Source organism: Providencia sp. AGC89 (assembly GCF_053543535.1).
In genome coordinates this window covers 45,191-63,831 of sequence record NZ_JBIXLP010000067.1, presented here as the reverse complement: position 1 = coordinate 63,831, position 18,641 = coordinate 45,191, and the positions used below count along the sequence as shown (strand labels likewise).

Sequence of the window (18,641 nt, the reverse complement as noted above, 5' to 3'; positions counted from 1 at the left end):
AGCATATTATTCTTAGCTAAAGCTGACTAACTTATGGATATAAAAACTCTTTGTAATCAATTTCGCTCAGGCAAAAAATATAAATATGTTTTTTTCTGGGGCCACCAAACAAAACAAAATCACATAACCAAAAGCTGTTTTAGCCAATGGTACCCTTCCCCATTTATTGTTGATGGTCATCGATTTGCAAGTGCTGAACATTTTATGATGGCGGAAAAAGCACGCTTATTTGGTGATACAGAAACCCTAAATAAAATTATTCATGCACCAAATCCAGGTGCGGCTAAAGCTTTTGGTCGCGAAGTCCGTGGGTTTAAACAAGATGTCTGGGATAAAAACCGTTTTGAGATCGTGGTTGCCGCTAATATGGCAAAATTTTCACAAAATGAAGAACTAAAGCAATTTTTACTTTCTACAAATGAGCGAATACTCGTAGAAGCCAGCCCCGTTGATAAAGTTTGGGGAATTGGGTTAGCTGAAGATAGTGAAAATATCGAAAATCCTCTAACGTGGAAAGGGTTAAATTTACTGGGTTTCGCATTGATGGAAGTACGTTCCCAATTAGCTGATTAACTCAGTTTATTTTTGCATGCTCTCTGATTGAGATGAAAAACCCGTTGTTGCCAAACAACGGGTCAGCAAATAATTAACTGAAATGTAGGATATTTGGCGGCTATTTATTACAAGGCCATTCTGTATTCAATCACGCCGGGCTTTTCTGCCACCCAGTTATACAATTTTTGACCGGGTAAGTTAGTTTCTTGCGTATGCCAATAAAGACGACCACATTGTTTTTCTTTAGCTTGCTGATGTACAAACTCGATTAACTGTTTCCCAACATGACGACCTCGCATTTCAGGTGTCACATATAAATCCTCTAAATAACAAAAATCATTTTCAGCCCAAGTTGACCGGTGATATAAATAATTCACAAAACCAACAACTTTTCCTTCTTCCAGTGCTACAGCACAATACATCGGCTCATTAGCATCAAAGAAGCGCTCCCACGCTTTTAACGTCACCTCTTCTTTTAAATCCACTTTGTAGAATTTTTGATATTCTAGCCAATAAACTAACCACTCAGGGTAATGTTCTGGCGCGACAAAATCGACTGTGACTGGTAATGCTGTTTTATTCATAATAACCCTTCCATCTATTAATTTATAACTTAGTGGGGTTATAGTACATACCAATCTGGTGCTGTATAAGATACACTTTTGTTATTTAAATAGGGTCCACTTTATGCGCCGTAAGCAGCAAGCTCCATTTCCCCTTCTTTTACTTAAAGAGGGTTACATTAAAGAAAATGTTTACCACACAATCCGTGATGCAATTCTGGATGGGCGTATTAATACAGGTATTAAACTTCCCTCAACTAGAGCACTTGCGGAAATGATGTCAATTTCTAGAAATTCTGTGATTGCAGGATTCGATAGGTTAATTGATGAAGGCTATTTGTATACCAAGAAAGGGTCTGGCACTTATGTTTCAGCGAAGATCCCAGACGAATTAGTTAGAACAACAAGTAAGCCTCAAATTATTAATTGCCCTGAATACAATGCACTTAATCTGAACCCTATTATCAGCACACTAGAAAGCTTATGGGATAAATCACGCCCGAATACAAACACACACCAAATGTTTAATATTGGTATTGGCTGTGTAGACCAATTTCCACATGAACTTTGGGGGCGTTTACTGGGCCGTGTTTGGCGTAAATCTAAGTCTGCAATCCCTCATTTTAACCATCCCGATGGTTATATGCCGTTAAAAAAACTGGTGGCTGACTATGTTCGCTCAACGCGTGGAGTCCACTGTAATGAAAATCAAATTATTATTGTCAACGGTACCCAGCAAGCCATTAATTTAGTTTCCAAAGTTCTATTAAAACAAGGTGATACTGTTTGGTTAGATGACCCTGGTTATGATAGTGCAAGGGCAATACTCACCGCAACAGGGGCTAAAATCGCCGCTATTCCTTCAGATCAGGAGGGAATGGATATCACTTACGCTGCAAAACAATATAGCCATGCAAAATTAATTTACACCACGCCCTCACACCAATTTCCACTAGGAACAACGTTAAGTTTACCTCGGCGCTTGGCATTGCTAGATTGGGCACAACAAAATAATGCATGGATTTTCGAAGATGACTATAACAGTGAGTTTCGTTTTTCATCTAAACCAATTCAAGCATTACAAGGACTGGATAATCACCAACGTGTAATTTATGCAGGCACATTCTCTAAAATGATGTATCCCGGATTCCGTTTAGGCTTTTTAGTTGTCCCAGAAATACTGAGCGAACCTTTTACAATGATGAAATATTACAGTGATAGTCATTGTGGCTACCTAGAGCAAGCGGCCTTAGCTCAGTTTATTCAAGAGGGGCATTATGCACGTCATGTTAGGAAAATACGCAAAATATGTCATGACAGGCAAAACGCATTCCTCAGCGCAATCAACTTATACTTGCCCCATTTATTTGACGTACAAATGACAGACTCTGGTATTCACACTGTTTGCTGGGTCAAAGCAGGTTACGATATTCGGATAATCCTTGAACAATGCCAGCAATTAGGCTTTGGTGCACAACCGTTATCTCGTTATTGTATTGAAAGCCGCAACCACAATGCGATTCTCTTTGGATATGCCGCTCATAATGAGAATGACATCATAAGTAGTGTAAAACTGCTCAGTGAAAAACTAACGAACCTATACCCAACCTAAACAATGGTTATTTTAAGCTTTTATCTGATAGCTTGATTTCTACGAACCATTATAAATGTACCTTAATGACATTATATTTCATTGAGGTAAATTGATGGCGACAATAAATTATCCCCATAAATTCGAAGTTGGTGATATTGTATTTACCAGTATCGGAACAGAGTTGTTTCGCCAGATAGCCTCTGCTTCACAATGCTGGAGCAACCATGTCGGCATGATTGTAGGCCATGATGGAGATGACTATTTAATCGCTGAAAGCCGTGTTCCACTATCAACCACAACTACCTTATCCCGTTTTATTTCTCGGTCATCTGATAAGCGCTATAGTGTACGGCGACTCAGACAGTCATTGACCCAAGAACAGAAAAAAGCGTTAGTCGCACAAGTACCACCACGTTTAAATAAATTTTACCATACGGGGTTTAATTATGATTCTTCTAGGCAATTTTGTTCAAAATTCGTGTTTGATATATACCAATCAGCGCTATCTATCCAAATTGGCGAAATTGAAACCTTTGAAGCTTTATTAACCAAAAACCCAAACGCCAAATTAAACTTTTGGAAATTATGGTTTATTGGACACATCCCTTGGGAACGTACAACCGTTACTCCAGCGAGTTTATGGCATCACCCTGAATTATCACTAGTGTACCGTAGCCATCAAGATATCCATTAAAACACCATGTGGAAAGCTATATTCGCCATATTAGTTTTGTATAGAGATAAGAAATGCGTTGCTCGTCATTAAACAAATTTGCTGCATAATTTGTGCTAACAACGCATCATCTATTTGTTCGCGCTCTAATCGCTTGAGTAATGGCTTGCGTGCAACAACAAAGCCTAATACTTGACCGATTAATGTATGGGCGCGAATAATTGCAGTTTGCTCATCAACCGAATGAGCCAATTGAACGAGGCTAGATAACCTAATATGAAAAGGCTCAATAAAATCACGATAAATAACATCATAATTTTCTGTCGGTTCTAACTGCTCCCGAAGGATCAATACTGAGTAATATTCATGTTCAGGTAATAGTAATGCATTACCCAATCCTTTAATCAATAAACATGCCAATTGATTTATTTGCTCATTTTCCACAACAGACTGTGTTTTTATCTTTGCCATCTGATCATCAAATAGCTGAATATTACTCGCTTGGGATAAATCAGCGGCTATTTTTTGGATAACAGCGGTATAAACGCCCAATTTCCCGCCCATATGATACGGAATTGCAGACTGGTTAACTCCTGCATTTTCAGCTAGTTGTCGCGTCCTTACACCATTAATACCATGAAGAGCAAACTGTTTAATCCCTTCATTGATTAACTTTTCTTTGGTTGACTCAGAAGAAAGTGTATTTTTATTGGTTTCAGTCATATCCCGCTGTTATTCCATCTATTAATTATCTGCCCGCATAAGATAAGTTGAATTATGATTCAGTTCAATACCCTGACTTTGACCAACGACGACAGTTCCGCCCAAATTACATAAATGGTAACCAAATGCGCAATTAGGTTCAAAGGCAAATGTCATACCTGCTTTTAACACCAGCTCACGACCAGGGTTCGGTAAACGCTCTAATTGGCGATACTTTTGTGCAATAGGTAAAGACTCGATACCCGGCGCAGTACCAAAACCAATTGGCCCATATGGGTTAATACTGTGGATCAACGGGTGAACATGCCATCCTTTTGATTTTAAAAGAGGCTGTTCCATTTTATCGACCACTTCCCCAAAAGTGACACCTTCTTTCAGATTTTCAACGCCTATTTCATAGCATTCCCGTGCGACGGCCGCAGCCTTTTCGAGGTTAGGGTGAATTTTCCCTACAGCGACTGCGGCTTGGTGTTGTGTTTCATACATCCCATACAGTGCAAATATTTCACTCAAGACAATATCACCTTGCTCAATTTTACGCGGTGGCTGTGAACGATATTGCCAAGCAGGTTGCCCCCAACCAATATACTCAGGGCCAGAACCCATTAAAATTTCGGCAGTAAACCCGCCCATGGACAAACACTTGGCTGTCACTGCTGCGGCAATATCGGCTTCTGAGTGACCGACCAACGCAGTTGCGCGCATTGATTCACTCATTGCTTCACCAATCATCGCAGCATATTTTACATGCTCTAATTCTTCGGCACTTTTCACTGAAGCTAACTGGAAAAAATGTTTATACACAGGCACAAAATTAAGTTGAGGTAAGCGTTCTTTGATACCTGTTAACGTGTTATAAGGCATCGCCCCATCAAAATAAAATGGGGGATAAGGTTCCAAACCCACCACACCGATATTCGCATTGGCTGATACCCCTAAATCAACAAATATTTGTGCAATATTTCGCCCTGTTTTACCCACAATAATCTGCTCTGGCGAGATCCATTGTACATCGCCCCGCATCTGCGCTTGCATATGGTCAGCCACCATCATTGGCGCAAATGTCACCACCAGCGGTGCTTTATCTTGATGAAAAATCACGACGGAACCTAAGCGGTCATTAGTAAAGTAGTGGTCAATACAAAAAGGTGCTGGCGCAGCTGACTCCCTATCCCCATAAATCATTAAGACCTCTAGGTCATTTAACTGCATGATTTTCCTTGCTATCCCCCACCTTCTATCACGTTCTTCAAAAGAAAAGGGGCTTGGAACAGTTATTGTATTCATCATCATCTCTCTTTATATTTAATTCATTTGAATGAATTAAATATAAGCCTGAGTAATCCCCTTTGTCAAACAATCATATGAACATATCGTGCGGATCAGGGAATTAAAAAATGGGTATTTAGTGAGGCATTAACGATAGCAAATACACTCAGATAAATGTATTTGCTATCATTGATTAACTATAAGCGCAGTTTTACGACTAAAATTATTTCTTTTTATTTAACATTGATTTTAAATCTGCAAAGGGATTGTAAGTCGCGGCTTCAACATCATCTTGCGCATCCTCCCCTGCGACCACGCGTGTACCGTACTGGTCAGCTTCCGTATACTTGGAGTGTTCATGATCATGACAAAACAGACACAATAATTCCCAATTACTACCATCTTCTGGGTTATTGGTGTGGTCATGGTCGATATGATGAACCGTTAATTCGCGTAAATTTGAATACACAAACTCCCGAGTACATCGCCCACATATCCACGGGTAAATTTTAAGTGCTTTCTCACGGTAGCCGCTTTCCAAGCGCGCATAGTTTTTTGGGATCACTGCCATTGCCAATGTTACCTATAATAAAAAACAACTTTACGATGATTTCTTTAATATACCCTATCTGGGAACAAAAGGAGAAATGCAAAAAGTAGAATTTTAATCAACTGATCAACGTGCCTGACATATAGAACCACATTAAACACCAGTTACCTATGTCTTGTGTAGCTCAGGTGTTTTTTGATACCCCCCAAAAGTCAGCTGCTGAGACTACCCTCAGCAGACATAACAATAATAAAATTTATTTTCTATCCTCAATAATCATTGCTGCTGCACGCTCTGCAATCATTATCGTTGGCGCATTCGTATTACCACTTGGGATCTCTGGTATGACAGAGCAATCCACCACCCGTAAATTCTTAATACCATGAACCCTTAAACGTAAATCTGTTACCGAATTTGTTGTTTCTGTTCCCATGCGGCAAGTTCCCACGGGGTGATAAACCGTTTTACAAAAATTACGGACAAACTCTTCTAACTGCCGTTCATCATCATATACCGCCGCAGGAGGCATCAAAATATCTTTGCTTACCGCTTGCAATGACGGTGAATTGAGCACTTCTAAACCAAATTTAACTGCTCGTTTGCAACCTTCCATATCTTCAGGCGAAGCAAGATAGTTTGCATGAATTTTTAACGGGCGAGAGGGTCACGACTACGCAGTAAAACTTCACCACGGGATTTGGGTTGAAGATACCCCACTTTCAATGTAAAACCGTGAGTCGCTGGTAATGGCTCACCAGGAACATCATCCCAGCTATCCAATATAGGAAGAAAATGGATTTGTACATCAGGGCGCCCTTGGTTACAACTGTCTTTAAACGCAGCACCTTCTAATACATTAGAGGCTAATAGCCCACTACGAAAAACCATCCATTCCAGTCCATGTTTAATCGCATTTAGCCCTTGGTCCGCACCAAATAAGCTAATTGGTTGTTTGGTTGTCACGTTAATTGACATATGCAAATGGTCATGAAAATTTTTGCCAACAGGCAGATTTGCAACGGTATCAATACCCAGACTGGAAAGATGTTCTTCTGGCCCAATGCCTGACAACATCAATAGTTTTGCTGACCCCATCGCGCCTGAACAAATAAGAACTTCATTTGTTGCAAACGCTTCTATTTCATGTCCACTTTTCCCTTGATAAGCAACACCAACAGCACAGCCATTACGGATAATAATGCGGTTAACTTGTGCATTCAGTTTTAGCGTGAGTTTTTCGCTATTTTCCACCGATTTTAAATATGTTTTTGAAGTGCTTGCTCTTTCACCATTGTGGGTTGTAGTTTGGTAAAAACCAGTACCCTGCTGGCTTTCCCCATTGAGGTCATTAACATAAGGTAATCCGTGTTCTTGTGACGCACGAATAAATGCCATCGATAGTGGGTGCCGGTACCTGTTCTCACTCACAGGGAGAGGCCCTTCGGTTCCATGATACTCACCTGTCAGGCTTTCGTTACGTTCCGCTTTTTTAAACCACGGGAGCACATCATCGTAACCCCAACCTTCGCAACCATAATTTTGAGCCCAATTATCGTAATCTTGTTTTTGGCCGCGGATATAAATCATGCCATTTACAGAGCTACTTCCCCCAAGAACTTTCCCTTGAGCAATCTGCATTTTACGGTTGTTCGCATGAGCTTCCGGTTCGGTTTCGTAAGGCCAGCTTTTTTGTGCAATAATTTTAGCCACGCCTGCTGGCATACGAATAAACATGTGGTTATCACTTCCTCCAGCTTCGAGAAGTAATACCCTAGCTTGAATGTTCTGAATCAATCGGGCAGCAAGAACACATCCCGCAGAGCCCGCACCGACAATAATATAGTCATATTTTTCTGTATTCATTTCCGATCCACCACCCAAAAGATTAACAATGCATTCCCATTAATTTAACAATAGCGCTTTTGATTTGTTAATGTATGAATAATATTTAGTTAATGTGATTTAAATCAAAAATAATTTCCTACTTTAACTATTTAAAGGGATATTAATTAGTGGCTATATATGGTGTTTTTTACGGATGAATTGACGGTAAATTGACGATAACCAAAACGTCATTAACCCTTTATTAATAGGTTAACATTTAATTAGTCATCCAACGGTGATAGGGAAGAAATGTCATTTAACTCTAATTGTATTAAAGAAGCTTCTTATAGGTAAGAAGCTTCTTTAACATGTGATGATAAGAAATAAACCTATTACAAAACTAGGGGATTTAGCGCAACTACTTCGTTGAAAGCTCTCTACGGATGATTTCTGCTCCGGCACTTAACGCATTGAGTTTACCGCTAGCCACTTGACGAGATAATGGAGCCATACCACAGTTTGTCGAAGGGTAAAGTTTATCTGCATCAACAAACTCAAGGGCTTTACGTAATGTGTTCGCAACCTCTTCAGGGGTTTCTATCGTATTTGTTGCCACATCAATGGCCCCTACCATCACTTTTTTACCACGGATCAGTTCGATCAAATCCATAGGAACACGTGAGTTATGACACTCTAAAGAAATGATGTCGATATTCGAAGTTTGCAGTTTAGGAAATGCTTCTTCATACTGCCGCCACTCTGTTCCCAACGATTTTTTCCAATCTGTGTTGGCTTTAATGCCATAGCCATAGCAGATATGAACAGCAGTTTCACATTTTAGCCCTTCAATAGCTCTTTCTAATGCCGCTATTCCCCAATCATTAACTTCATCAAAGAAAACATTAAAAGCGGGTTCATCAAACTGGATAATATCAACCCCTGCCGCCTCAAGCTCTTTTGCTTCTTGATTGAGGATTTTAGCAAATTCCCAAGCCAGTTTTTCACGACTTTTATAGTGGTTATCGTACAGCGTGTCGATCATCGTCATCGGGCCTGGCAGAGCCCATTTAATCGGTTGGTTAGTTAACTGACGTAAAAATTTGGCATCTTCCACAAAGACAGGTTTTTGGCGCGCAACGGCACCAACAACGGTAGGAACACTTGCCTCATAACGGTCACGAATTTTAACCACCTGACGTTTCTCAAAATCAACGCCGCTAAGGTGTTCAATAAATGTCGTCACAAAATGCTGGCGTGTTTGCTCACCATCGCTAACAATATCAATCCCTGCCCGTAGCTGATCGTCCAAAGATAAACGAAGCGCGTCTTGTTTTCCCTCAATTAATTCATCATTCTGTAATTTCCAAGGAGACCAAAGTTTCTCCGGTTCAGCAAGCCATGAAGGTTTCGGTAAGCTACCTGCAGTGGATGTTGGTAATAATATTTTCATAATAATTGACCTTAAATTTTTAAATTAATCAAAGCACGCAGTTAGCAGACCATTGCTCTAGAATATGTTTGTAGGGTTCAATAAAGTGTTCTTCGGTATATTTCCCCTGCTCAATAGCCAGTCGGCTACGTTCTTCGCGGTCATAAACAATTTTTGTTAATGAATAATCTTGGTTCGTCAAACTCGGTTGATAGCATTGCCCTGCGACAGAGTTCGCATTATAAATTTCAGGGCGATAAATTTTCTGGAATGTTTCCATCGTGCTGATTGTGCCAATCAACTCAATATTGCTGTAATCATTCAGCAAATCCCCCGTAAAATAAAAGGCCAACGGTGCAACACTATTTTTCGGCATGAAATAGCGAACCTGTAATCCCATTTTTTTAAAATATTTATCCGTTAATGAGCTACCATTTTGCTGATATTCTATCCCTAATACCGGGTGTTGATTTCCTGTACGGTGGTAAATGTCTTTATTTGATACACTTAAACATATCACTGGCGCCTTGTTAAAGCGCGCTTTATACTCATTTGAATTTACAAAATATTTAAAGATGTTCCCATGCAAATCACCAAAATTTTCGGGAAGGCTAAAGTTTGTTTGGTTTTTATTATGGTCTAGCAATAGAACACTGAAATCATAGTCACGGACATAAGACGAAAAGTTATTTCCGACAAGTCCTTCTATCTTTTTACCCGTTTTTTTATCGATAATATTAGTTCTTAGTATTTCAATAACAGGAAAAGTATTGGCACTTTTTTCAACGCTCATCTCTACCGAAATAATTTCAATTTCGATTGAATAACGGTCACTTTTTGGGTTATCCCAATACGCTAGTGTATTAAAACGATTATTCATCATCACCAGCGTGTTACGTAAATTTTCTTGACGGTTTTCCCCTCTCGCTAAATTAGCAAAGTTGGTCGTAATGCGAGTATTTTCCGAAGGGTTATAATTCTCGTCGAAAACACTGCTTTTAATCTTAAAGGTAAAATCTTTATTCATCGTGTTTGTTGCATCCTAAGCGCCAAGATGGAAACGGAGCCTCGCTTTTAAAATCACGTTTCCATTTATCAATATTTATGTTGCCAATAAGTTAATGATTTTGAATAACCTAATTTATGCCAGAGCCGATGAATGAGTTAAAGCGACTTAATTTCATTTGGAACATGAGTTATCTTCATGATCAAAAGATCAGCATATAAAGACTGGAATATAAAGTGTTAATCGTGGTATCCAGAAAATGATTAGCTTTTGATTTTGTTGATAATTAATATCTAAGAACTGCTCCACATTTATAACATTTATTTTGATAAGAAACTTTATAATGTCGGAAGATAACCCCTTTTCCAGCGAGGTAATATCAAATTTTGCCATACCTCTTTGTAATTTTAACCATCACGACACCTTTAGTAGAACGCTCGCCTTTGAAGATTTATCTACCTCTACGTGATGATAATGATGATGGGTCACAATTCTCTGGTGTGATCTACTGCTGAAATGACGAAAACTTCGATGTGTGTGATGAAGCTATAAAATATCATCATCAATAATTTTCTCGGTGCTGTTGTTCGAAACTCTATCTTTTGTTGAAAATACCTCATTTGTTAAGCAAATATAAATTTAGTTAAACAATTGATTTAAATGGATTTAGTCAATGGTTGATGTCCACAAGTTGTCCACACTTGAACACTTTTAGGCACTTTTGAGCCTTTTTTGTACAGATTATGCACAAAAAAAAGGCACTCGCCCCCGAGTGCCTTTTGACTACAACTCACTGAATATAAAGTAAATTACACCTATTCAGCGGTTCTGGTACTTGTGCGGATTAGGTAATCAAATGCGCTAAGTGCGGCTTTTGCCCCTTCTCCGGCTGAAATAATAATTTGCTTATAAGGTACTGTTGTACAGTCCCCCGCGGCAAAAATACCTTTAACACTCGTTTCGTTACGTGCGTCGATTTCAATTTCACCCATACGGTTTCTTGCGATGGTATCTCCCAACCAATTGGTGTTGGGTAATAAACCGATTTGTACGAATGCCCCTGCAACCTCAAGTAAATGAACGCTATCATCTGTACGGTCTTTATACTCAAGACCCGTCATTTTGCTACCATCACCTTTAACCTCTAAGGTTTGTGCATTCAAAATAATATCGACATTACTTAAACTGCGGGCTTTTTCTTGTAACACAGAATCCGCTTTCAGTTCTGGTGCAAATTCAAGCACAGTAACATGGTCAACGACTCCCGCTAAATCGATAGCCGCTTCAATTCCTGAATTACCACCACCAATTACCGCTACACGTTTACCTTTAAACAATGGACCATCGCAATGTGGGCAGAATGTAACGCCTTTAGTGCGGTACTCTTGTTCCCCAGGAACGCCCATGTTTCTCCAGCGAGCCCCCGTAGAAATAATGATGCTGCGTGATTTTAAGATACCACCTGATGCTGTTTCAATTTGGTGTAAACCACCTTCCTCTGCTGCGGGTATCAATTTCGCTACCGATTGACCATCAATGACATCAACATCATAACTATCGACATGATTTTTTAACGCGCCCGCAAAAATTGCCCCTTCGGTTTTAATCACTGAAATATAGTTTTCAATATCAACGGTATCCATTACTTGGCCGCCAAAACGCTCGCCAATCACCCCAGTACGGATCCCTTTACGAGCAGTATAAATTGCAGCTGAAGCACCCGCAGGGCCACTGCCAATTACCAGTACTTCAAATGGCTTACGTTCTGTCAGTGATTTTGCTGCGCGTGCATCCGAGTTGGTATCAACCTTGCTAACAATCTCACTTAATGTCATACGCCCTTGGCCAAACTCTTTTCCATTAAGGAAAACCGCAGGAACGCCCATTACATTACGCTCGTCAATTTCGTTTTGAAAAAGCGCACCGTCAATCGCGGTATGGCTAACATTGGGGTTCAATACAGCCATTAAATTCAGTGCTTGAACAACATCAGGGCAGTTATGGCATGATAACGAGTAATAAGTCTCAAAATGGAACTCACCTTCTAGGCCTTTAACTTGTTCCAATAACTCTTGTGCTTCTTTCGATGGATGACCACCAATTTGCAATAATGCCAGCACAAGAGAGGTAAATTCATGTCCCAGTGGCGAACCTGCAAAACGCAAGCCACTATCTATTCCTGGGTTAGTAATTAAAAAAGAAGGTGTTCTTATCGCGTCGTTGCGTTCTTCACGCACACTGACTTTATCTGATAGTGATGCGATTTGTTCTAACAGCTGTTTGATTTCATTTGATTTTTGGCTGTCATCTATATTAGCAACTAATTCAACGGGTTTAGTTAAACGTTCTAAGTAGGCTTTTAATTGTGCCTGTAAATTATTGTCGAGCATGTAATCCCCTTTAATTTTAATCATAAAATCGGGTACATATACCCGTCCATGCTTCAAGTTGCAGGCCTAAACACCTGCAACTTGAATAGTTTTTTTATTAATCTAGAAACTAATTAGATTTTGCCAACTAAGTCTAAAGACGGAGACAGTGTCGCATCACCTTCTTTCCATTTCGCTGGGCAAACTTCACCTGGATGGCTAGCTACGTATTGCGCAGCTTTAACTTTACGCAGTAAATCTGAAGCATCACGGCCAATACCTTCAGCAGTGATTTCAATTGCTTGAATGATACCTTGTGGGTCAACAACAAACGTACCACGGTCTGCTAGACCTTCATTCTCACGCATATTTTCAAAGTTACGAGTTAATGCGCCAGTTGGGTCACCGATCATGGCATATTTAATTTTGCCAATAGTGTCTGAGCTTGCATGCCATGCTTTATGTGTAAAGTGGGTATCAGTAGATACAGAGAAAATCTCAACACCTAATTTTTGGAATTCTTCGTAATGGTCAGCAATATCGCCTAATTCCGTTGGGCAAACGAAAGTAAAGTCAGCTGGATAGAAGAAGAAAACACTCCATTTACCTTCAACGTCTTTTTCAGAAACTTCGATAAATTGACCGTCTTTGAATGCTTGGTTAGTAAAAGGTTTGATTTGAGTATTAATTAATGACATATGATGTTCTCCTGTTTGGTTGCCTATTAAGTTACTGTTTTACAGCAATTAAATCCAATCAGTACCCACTATCGATTTGATAGGTATAACCTAATCATTGTCATACAATTAATAGGTGCGACATTAAAACGCTTACTGAACTCTTCAGCAAGCGTTTTGTTGTTAGGAAGGTATTTTTTCTATGATTATGCCATCGTGGCAATAGTTTTGCGGAAGCGGAACAATGCAAGTGTAAAGAAAACACTCCCAATGACGATTAAAATAACAAATTGCGGCCAAACTATTTGGAAACCTGCACCACGATACAAAATAGCTTGCGCAAGGCTAACAAAGTGAGTTGTCGGCATAGTTTGCATAATATCTTGCACTAATTGAGGCATACTCTCACGTGCCGTCATTCCCCCAGAAAGCATATTTAAAGGTAATAAAACTAAAATCATCAATAGACCGAACTGAGGCATGGACCTTGCGATAGTTCCCATAAAAATCCCGATTGAAGTCGTCGCAAATAAACTCAGCGCAACCCCTCCCATAAAGAGCAATATAGACCCCTCAATAGGGACTTGCAGCAAGGTTTTAACCACCAGCAACAATGAAACACCCGATGCAATCAGTACCACCAGCCCCATGGACCATATTTTCGACATCATGATTTCAAATGGCGTCAACGGCATCACCATCAAGTGCTCTACTGTGCCATGCTCCCGTTCACGGATTAACGCAGCCCCAGTCAAGACAATAGACAACATCGTGATATTGTTGATAATCGCCATTACGGAACCGAACCACGATTGCGTCAAATTAGGGTTAAAACGCATCCTCACTTCTAAGTCTACTGGCAAGCTTGCATTACTTCGATACTTTGCTAAAAACTCGTTGACCTCTCCTAATGTAATATTTTGGATATAGCTATTTCCTAAAAAAGCTTGGCTCATCCGTGTTGCATCAATATTAACTTGGATTTCAGGTTGTCGCCCTGCAAGAACATCTTTTTGAAAATTAGGCGGAATATCGAGTGCGAAGGTGTATGAACCTCTATTTAATAAACCGTCAATTTGGTCAGGTGTAATATCTGCCGGGGGTAAAAAATACGGGGCATAAAAGCTGTTAATGATCCGATTCGATAACTGTGAGCGGTCTTGATCGGCTATCGCAATAGGCGCGTTATGTAACGAACCCGGCGTAACCGTTGCCGATGAATAAATCGAAACGGTAAACGCAAAGACGATCAATGCAAGCATCGCTTTATCTCGGCCTAAGCTGCGTAACTCTTTAACCCCTAGGTTGATGATATTTTGTATTTTACGCATCATACTAAACCTCCTGCTTTTTCAAAAACAATACGCTTAAGCCAATAACAAGCGGTACCGTGATAAGTAGCGGGATAAATGATGCCTGTAAATCAAATAAATTCAGCCCCTTAGAGAATGTCCCCCGAGTGATGGTTAAGAAATGTGATGTCGGGTAGACCATACCAACCCACCGACCTATTCCTTCTAATGAAGATACGGGGTCAATCATTCCTGAAAATTGAGTCGCAGGAATTAAAGTAATGATTGATGTACCAAAAATAGCAGCGATTTGGCTTTTCATAAAACAAGAAATGAGTAAACCAATCCCCGTTGCAATACTGACATACAAGAAAGCCGCTAACGTCAACGTTAGGAAGCTCCCCTTAAATTCCACACCAAATATATATACCGATAAAATGCACAGTAATAAAAAGTTAAACATGCCTAATAAAATATAAGGCAATTGTTTACCAAGCAAAAACTCTAATTTGGTGATCGGGGTGACATAAAGATTGATTATCGAACCTAATTCTTTTTCGCGTACCACACTAAGAGCACTTAACATGGCTGGGATCATCATTAATAACAATGGGATAACCGCAGGTACAATAGCGGGTAAGCTGCGAACATCAGGGTTATAACGATAGCGAGTTTCGATATCGATAGCCGGCATCCCTGCAACCCCGACAGGTTGACGAGCAGCCATTGTACTTAGCCAAGCAAGGTGCATAGCTTGCACGTAGCCACGTACCGTTTCTGCTCGGTTTGGCATTGCGCCATCAATCCATACCCCAATTTTGACATTATTTCCTCGAGCAACATCCCTCGCAAAATTAGGTGGAATTTCTATAGCAACGGTAATCTTACCGCTACGCATTCCAGCCTCTAAATCATCATAATCTTTGATAGGCGGCTGCTCGATAAAATAACGAGAACCTGCGAGGTTTAGAGTATATCCTTGACTTAACCCCGTTTGGTCACGATCTAGTACTGAAAAGCGTAAGTTTTCGACGTCCATGCTAATCCCATAACCCATAATAAACATTAGGATCACTGTTCCAAGTAACGCTAATGTTGAACGAACCGGGTCGCGGCGAAGCTCCATGCCTTCACGAATGGAATAGCTGAATAACCGACGTAAGCTAAAACGCTTTTTAAGTGCATCTGTTGCTTGCTCTTTTAATGCAGGGTCAACATGGAATTCAGGGGCTGTTTCTTGCTCAGCTCCCGCTTCCCCTACAGCATCTTGCAAATAGGCGATAAAGGTTTCTTCAAGAGTGCCTAAACCTCTTTTTTTGGTTAAATTAACTGGCGTATCACAATCCAGTACTTTCCCTGCATGCATCAACGAAATTCGGTCACAACGCTCAGCTTCATTCATAAAGTGGGTCGAAATAAAAATTGTGACACCGTCACGTCTTGATAGGTCTACCATCAAATTCCAGAACATATCCCTCGCGACAGGATCGACCCCTGAGGTAGGTTCATCTAGGATTAACATCTCTGGTTCATGTATCACCGCAACGGCCAACGATAAGCGCTGGCGGATGCCTAGAGGTAAATCATCTGGCATGGTTTCTCTAACATCTTCCAACTCAAAGCGTTGGCACATGTCATTAATACGCTGTGCAATATTATCTTCTGGAATATGAAAGAGTTTCGCATGCAGTTCAAGGTTTTGCTCTACACTCAGTTCGCTATACAGGGAGAAGGCTTGTGACATATAGCCCACACGCTTACGCGTTTCAATATCTTTAGGGTCAATTTCTTGCCCAAATAACCAAGCTTGTCCTTCACTCGCTTGTAATAGCCCGGTTAGCATTTTCATGGTGGTCGATTTACCACAACCGTTAGAACCTAAAAAACCAAATATCTCCCCTTTAGGGATTTTTAAGTTCACATGGTCAACCGCCACAAAATTACCAAAGCGCATCGTCAAGCCTTGCGCCTCAATCGCAATCACATCATCTTTTGATTTATCACGCGGGGGAATAATGACTTTTTTGTGGCCACTGCGTTTTTCTTCAGGTAACAATTGAATAAACGCAGCTTCAAGATCATCACAATGGGTTTGTTTTTTTAGCTCCGATGCGTGACCGGTGGCTAAAACTTTACCGTCGTCCATCGCAACCAACCAATCGAACCGTTCCGCTTCTTCCATATACGCGGTTGCCACTAATACACTCATGTTTGTTTGACGTAAACGAATTCGGTCAATCAGGTCCCAGAACTGCGCACGAGATAATGGGTCTACCCCTGTCGTCGGTTCATCTAAAATAAGTAAATCCGGGTCATGAATCAACGCACAACATAGGCCTAATTTTTGTTTCATCCCTCCCGATAGCTTACCAGCGGGTCGGTCTTTAAACGGAGCGAGCCCTGTGCTTTCAAGTAAGTCTTGAATCCGGTACTCACGTTCAGCTTTTGATTGGCCAAACAGCCGGCCAAAAAAATCCACATTCTCATATACGGATAGTGTGTGGTACAGGTTCTTTCCTAGCCCTTGCGGCATGTAAGCAATTCGTGGGCATACTGCCCTGCGATGCAAAGCGCTGTTCATATCCCCATCAAGTACCCTTACGTGGCCTTGCTGAATCGCCCTAGCCCCTGCAATTAGTGAAATTAGACTCGATTTACCCACTCCATCAGGCCCTATTAGCCCAACCATTTTCCTCGCAGGGATAGAAAGAACAATGTCATCCAACGCACAATTTTCACCATAATGCTGGCTGACATGCTGTAAATCGATTATCACATCATCCATCAATTTGTTGGTCATTGCGGTAATCTCACCTCAAGTTCAGCAGGCCAAGGTTCATTTGGGTCTAAACGCACATAAGCCTTTCCTGGTAACCCCGTTTTGACGTATTCAAGGTGTTGCTCTAATAATTCAGGTGATATGCGTGCCCTAACCCGGAACATTAGCTTTAAGCGTTCATTTTGGGTTTCCACCGTTTTTGGGGTGAATTGAGCCACGCTGGCAACAAAGGTTGTTTTTGCCGGAATAACAATATTAGGCGCAGCATCAAGGATAATATGGACATCGCTACCTATCGCAACTTTCCCTGCATCTTCTGTCGGCAAGAAAAATGTCATATAAACATCGCTTAAATCAACCATATTTAAGACCCGCCCACCGGCTCCAAGTACCTCTCCTGGCTCAGCTACACGGTATTGAACGCGTCCATTTCTTGGGGCTTTTAAAATACTATCGTCTAAATCTGCTAAAATCCTGCGCTCTGTAGCCGTCGCGGCTTCAACACGGTTTTTAGCTTGTACAATCCCTGCAGAAGCAGAATCAATGGCAGAAGTCGATGCGGCAACTTGTGCTTTAGAAGCTTCTAAAGCGGCTCTAGCCCCTTGCATCTGCGCGGTATCATCATCAACTTGCTGCTGTGAAACGGCGTTTGTTCTGACTAATGCTCTAGAACGATTAAGCCGTTTTTGTGCGGCATTCAACTCAGCTTCACGTTGGCGAACGACTGCTTGAGCGGCTAATTTTTCGCTCTTACGTTGTGCTAAGGCAGATTCAGCCGTAGTGACGGCACTAATCGCTTGACGCAATTGTGCTTGTACTTCATGCAGTTGCTCTTGAAGAGCACGAGTATCCATCCGTGCGAGCTCTTGACCTGCTTTAACAAAGGCCCCTTCTTTTACGTTGATTGTTTCAATTCTACCTGCTGTTTTAGTCGCAATATCAATCTCAGTAGCTTCAATACGGCCGTTACTCTGCGCAAAGCCCGCAGGTAGCCCCCCAGAGTTCACACTCCAGTAATAATAGCCGCCCACGGCAATAATGATTATTAAAATGAGATACAACGATACTTTTCGCTTATTTATTTTCATACCATCCCTTTTCCATTAAATGAGAAAACAATGAACAACAATTATTTTGATTATTAACCTGGTGAAATTAATAAAGCCGTATAACTGTTTATATACGAAATAAATACGATTAAGACTGAAGTTGTGATGCTTTCTTTTTTTTAATCGAGCTACATTTTTCCAAATACAGTTCGATTATTAGCTATCTATCTAATTTAACGACATTTTATCAGGATTTATCTTAAGTATAGTTGCCGTACATCACAAAAAA

At 40.6% G+C, this 18,641-nt stretch carries 14 protein-coding genes and 1 pseudogene; 3 read left to right on the top strand and 12 right to left on the bottom strand.

Going from position 1 to position 18,641, the window contains the following annotated elements:
* The first annotated feature begins 33 nt into the window (after window positions 1–33).
* Window positions 34–573, top strand: coding sequence for an NADAR family protein (locus tag ACIPUA_RS13370; protein ID WP_042843819.1), 540 nt, complete (start codon window positions 34–36; stop codon window positions 571–573).
* A gap of 107 nt (window positions 574–680) precedes the next feature.
* Here the strand turns inward: ACIPUA_RS13370 and ACIPUA_RS13365 are convergent, their stop codons facing one another.
* Window positions 681–1,139 carry a GNAT family N-acetyltransferase gene (locus ACIPUA_RS13365; RefSeq protein WP_042843820.1) on the bottom strand — a complete coding sequence of 153 codons (459 nt, stop codon included), beginning with the start codon at window positions 1,137–1,139 and terminating at the stop codon, window positions 681–683.
* Window positions 1,140–1,242: 103 nt separating this feature from the next.
* Between ACIPUA_RS13365 and pdxR the strand changes: the two genes are divergently transcribed.
* Window positions 1,243–2,730, top strand: coding sequence for a MocR-like pyridoxine biosynthesis transcription factor PdxR (gene pdxR / locus ACIPUA_RS13360; protein WP_449059774.1), 1,488 nt, complete (start codon window positions 1,243–1,245; stop codon window positions 2,728–2,730).
* A 94-nt stretch (window positions 2,731–2,824) separates the two neighbouring features.
* Complete coding sequence (locus ACIPUA_RS13355) at window positions 2,825–3,406, top strand: YebB family permuted papain-like enzyme (RefSeq protein WP_449059773.1); 582 nt, start codon at window positions 2,825–2,827, stop codon at window positions 3,404–3,406.
* Between the two features lie 30 nt (window positions 3,407–3,436).
* Here ACIPUA_RS13355 and ACIPUA_RS13350 read toward each other — a convergent pair whose 3' ends face one another.
* The 11 genes and pseudogenes from ACIPUA_RS13350 to ACIPUA_RS13300 form a co-directional block, all read right to left on the bottom strand.
* Window positions 3,437–4,108, bottom strand: coding sequence for a CerR family C-terminal domain-containing protein (locus ACIPUA_RS13350; RefSeq protein ID WP_042843824.1), 672 nt, complete (start codon window positions 4,106–4,108; stop codon window positions 3,437–3,439).
* A gap of 21 nt (window positions 4,109–4,129) precedes the next feature.
* Window positions 4,130–5,395 (bottom strand): M24 family metallopeptidase, encoded by a 1,266-nt coding sequence (locus ACIPUA_RS13345; RefSeq protein ID WP_449059772.1) that lies wholly within the window; start codon window positions 5,393–5,395, stop codon window positions 4,130–4,132.
* 205 nt (window positions 5,396–5,600) lie between these two features.
* Window positions 5,601–5,948 carry an HNH nuclease YajD gene (gene yajD / locus ACIPUA_RS13340; protein ID WP_042843825.1) on the bottom strand — a complete coding sequence of 116 codons (348 nt, stop codon included), beginning with the start codon at window positions 5,946–5,948 and terminating at the stop codon, window positions 5,601–5,603.
* Window positions 5,949–6,183: 235 nt separating this feature from the next.
* Window positions 6,184–7,790 (bottom strand): annotated as a pseudogene (locus ACIPUA_RS13335) (GMC family oxidoreductase).
* 379 nt (window positions 7,791–8,169) lie between these two features.
* On the bottom strand, window positions 8,170–9,201 hold the full coding sequence (locus tag ACIPUA_RS13330; RefSeq protein ID WP_042843827.1) for a methionine synthase: 1,032 nt from the start codon (window positions 9,199–9,201) through the stop codon (window positions 8,170–8,172).
* Window positions 9,202–9,229: 28 nt separating this feature from the next.
* Window positions 9,230–10,207 carry a DUF1852 domain-containing protein gene (locus ACIPUA_RS13325; RefSeq protein ID WP_048607165.1) on the bottom strand — a complete coding sequence of 326 codons (978 nt, stop codon included), beginning with the start codon at window positions 10,205–10,207 and terminating at the stop codon, window positions 9,230–9,232.
* A 794-nt stretch (window positions 10,208–11,001) separates the two neighbouring features.
* The gene (gene ahpF, locus ACIPUA_RS13320) at window positions 11,002–12,576 is read right to left on the bottom strand and encodes an alkyl hydroperoxide reductase subunit F (protein ID WP_071548062.1); all 1,575 of its coding nucleotides are present in this window, start codon (window positions 12,574–12,576) and stop codon (window positions 11,002–11,004) included.
* A gap of 113 nt (window positions 12,577–12,689) precedes the next feature.
* Window positions 12,690–13,253, bottom strand: a complete 564-nt coding sequence (ahpC, locus tag ACIPUA_RS13315) for an alkyl hydroperoxide reductase subunit C (RefSeq protein WP_042843832.1) — start codon at window positions 13,251–13,253, stop codon at window positions 12,690–12,692.
* Window positions 13,254–13,438: 185 nt separating this feature from the next.
* Window positions 13,439–14,563, bottom strand: a complete 1,125-nt coding sequence (locus ACIPUA_RS13310; protein WP_162493717.1) for an ABC transporter permease — start codon at window positions 14,561–14,563, stop codon at window positions 13,439–13,441.
* A gap of 4 nt (window positions 14,564–14,567) precedes the next feature.
* The gene (gene rbbA / locus ACIPUA_RS13305; RefSeq protein WP_048607162.1) at window positions 14,568–17,324 is read right to left on the bottom strand and encodes a ribosome-associated ATPase/putative transporter RbbA; all 2,757 of its coding nucleotides are present in this window, start codon (window positions 17,322–17,324) and stop codon (window positions 14,568–14,570) included.
* Window positions 17,321–18,391 carry an HlyD family secretion protein gene (locus tag ACIPUA_RS13300; protein ID WP_042843835.1) on the bottom strand — a complete coding sequence of 357 codons (1,071 nt, stop codon included), beginning with the start codon at window positions 18,389–18,391 and terminating at the stop codon, window positions 17,321–17,323. Before ACIPUA_RS13300 ends, rbbA begins: the two co-directional genes overlap by 4 nt.
* Between the last annotated feature and the right edge of the window lie 250 nt (window positions 18,392–18,641).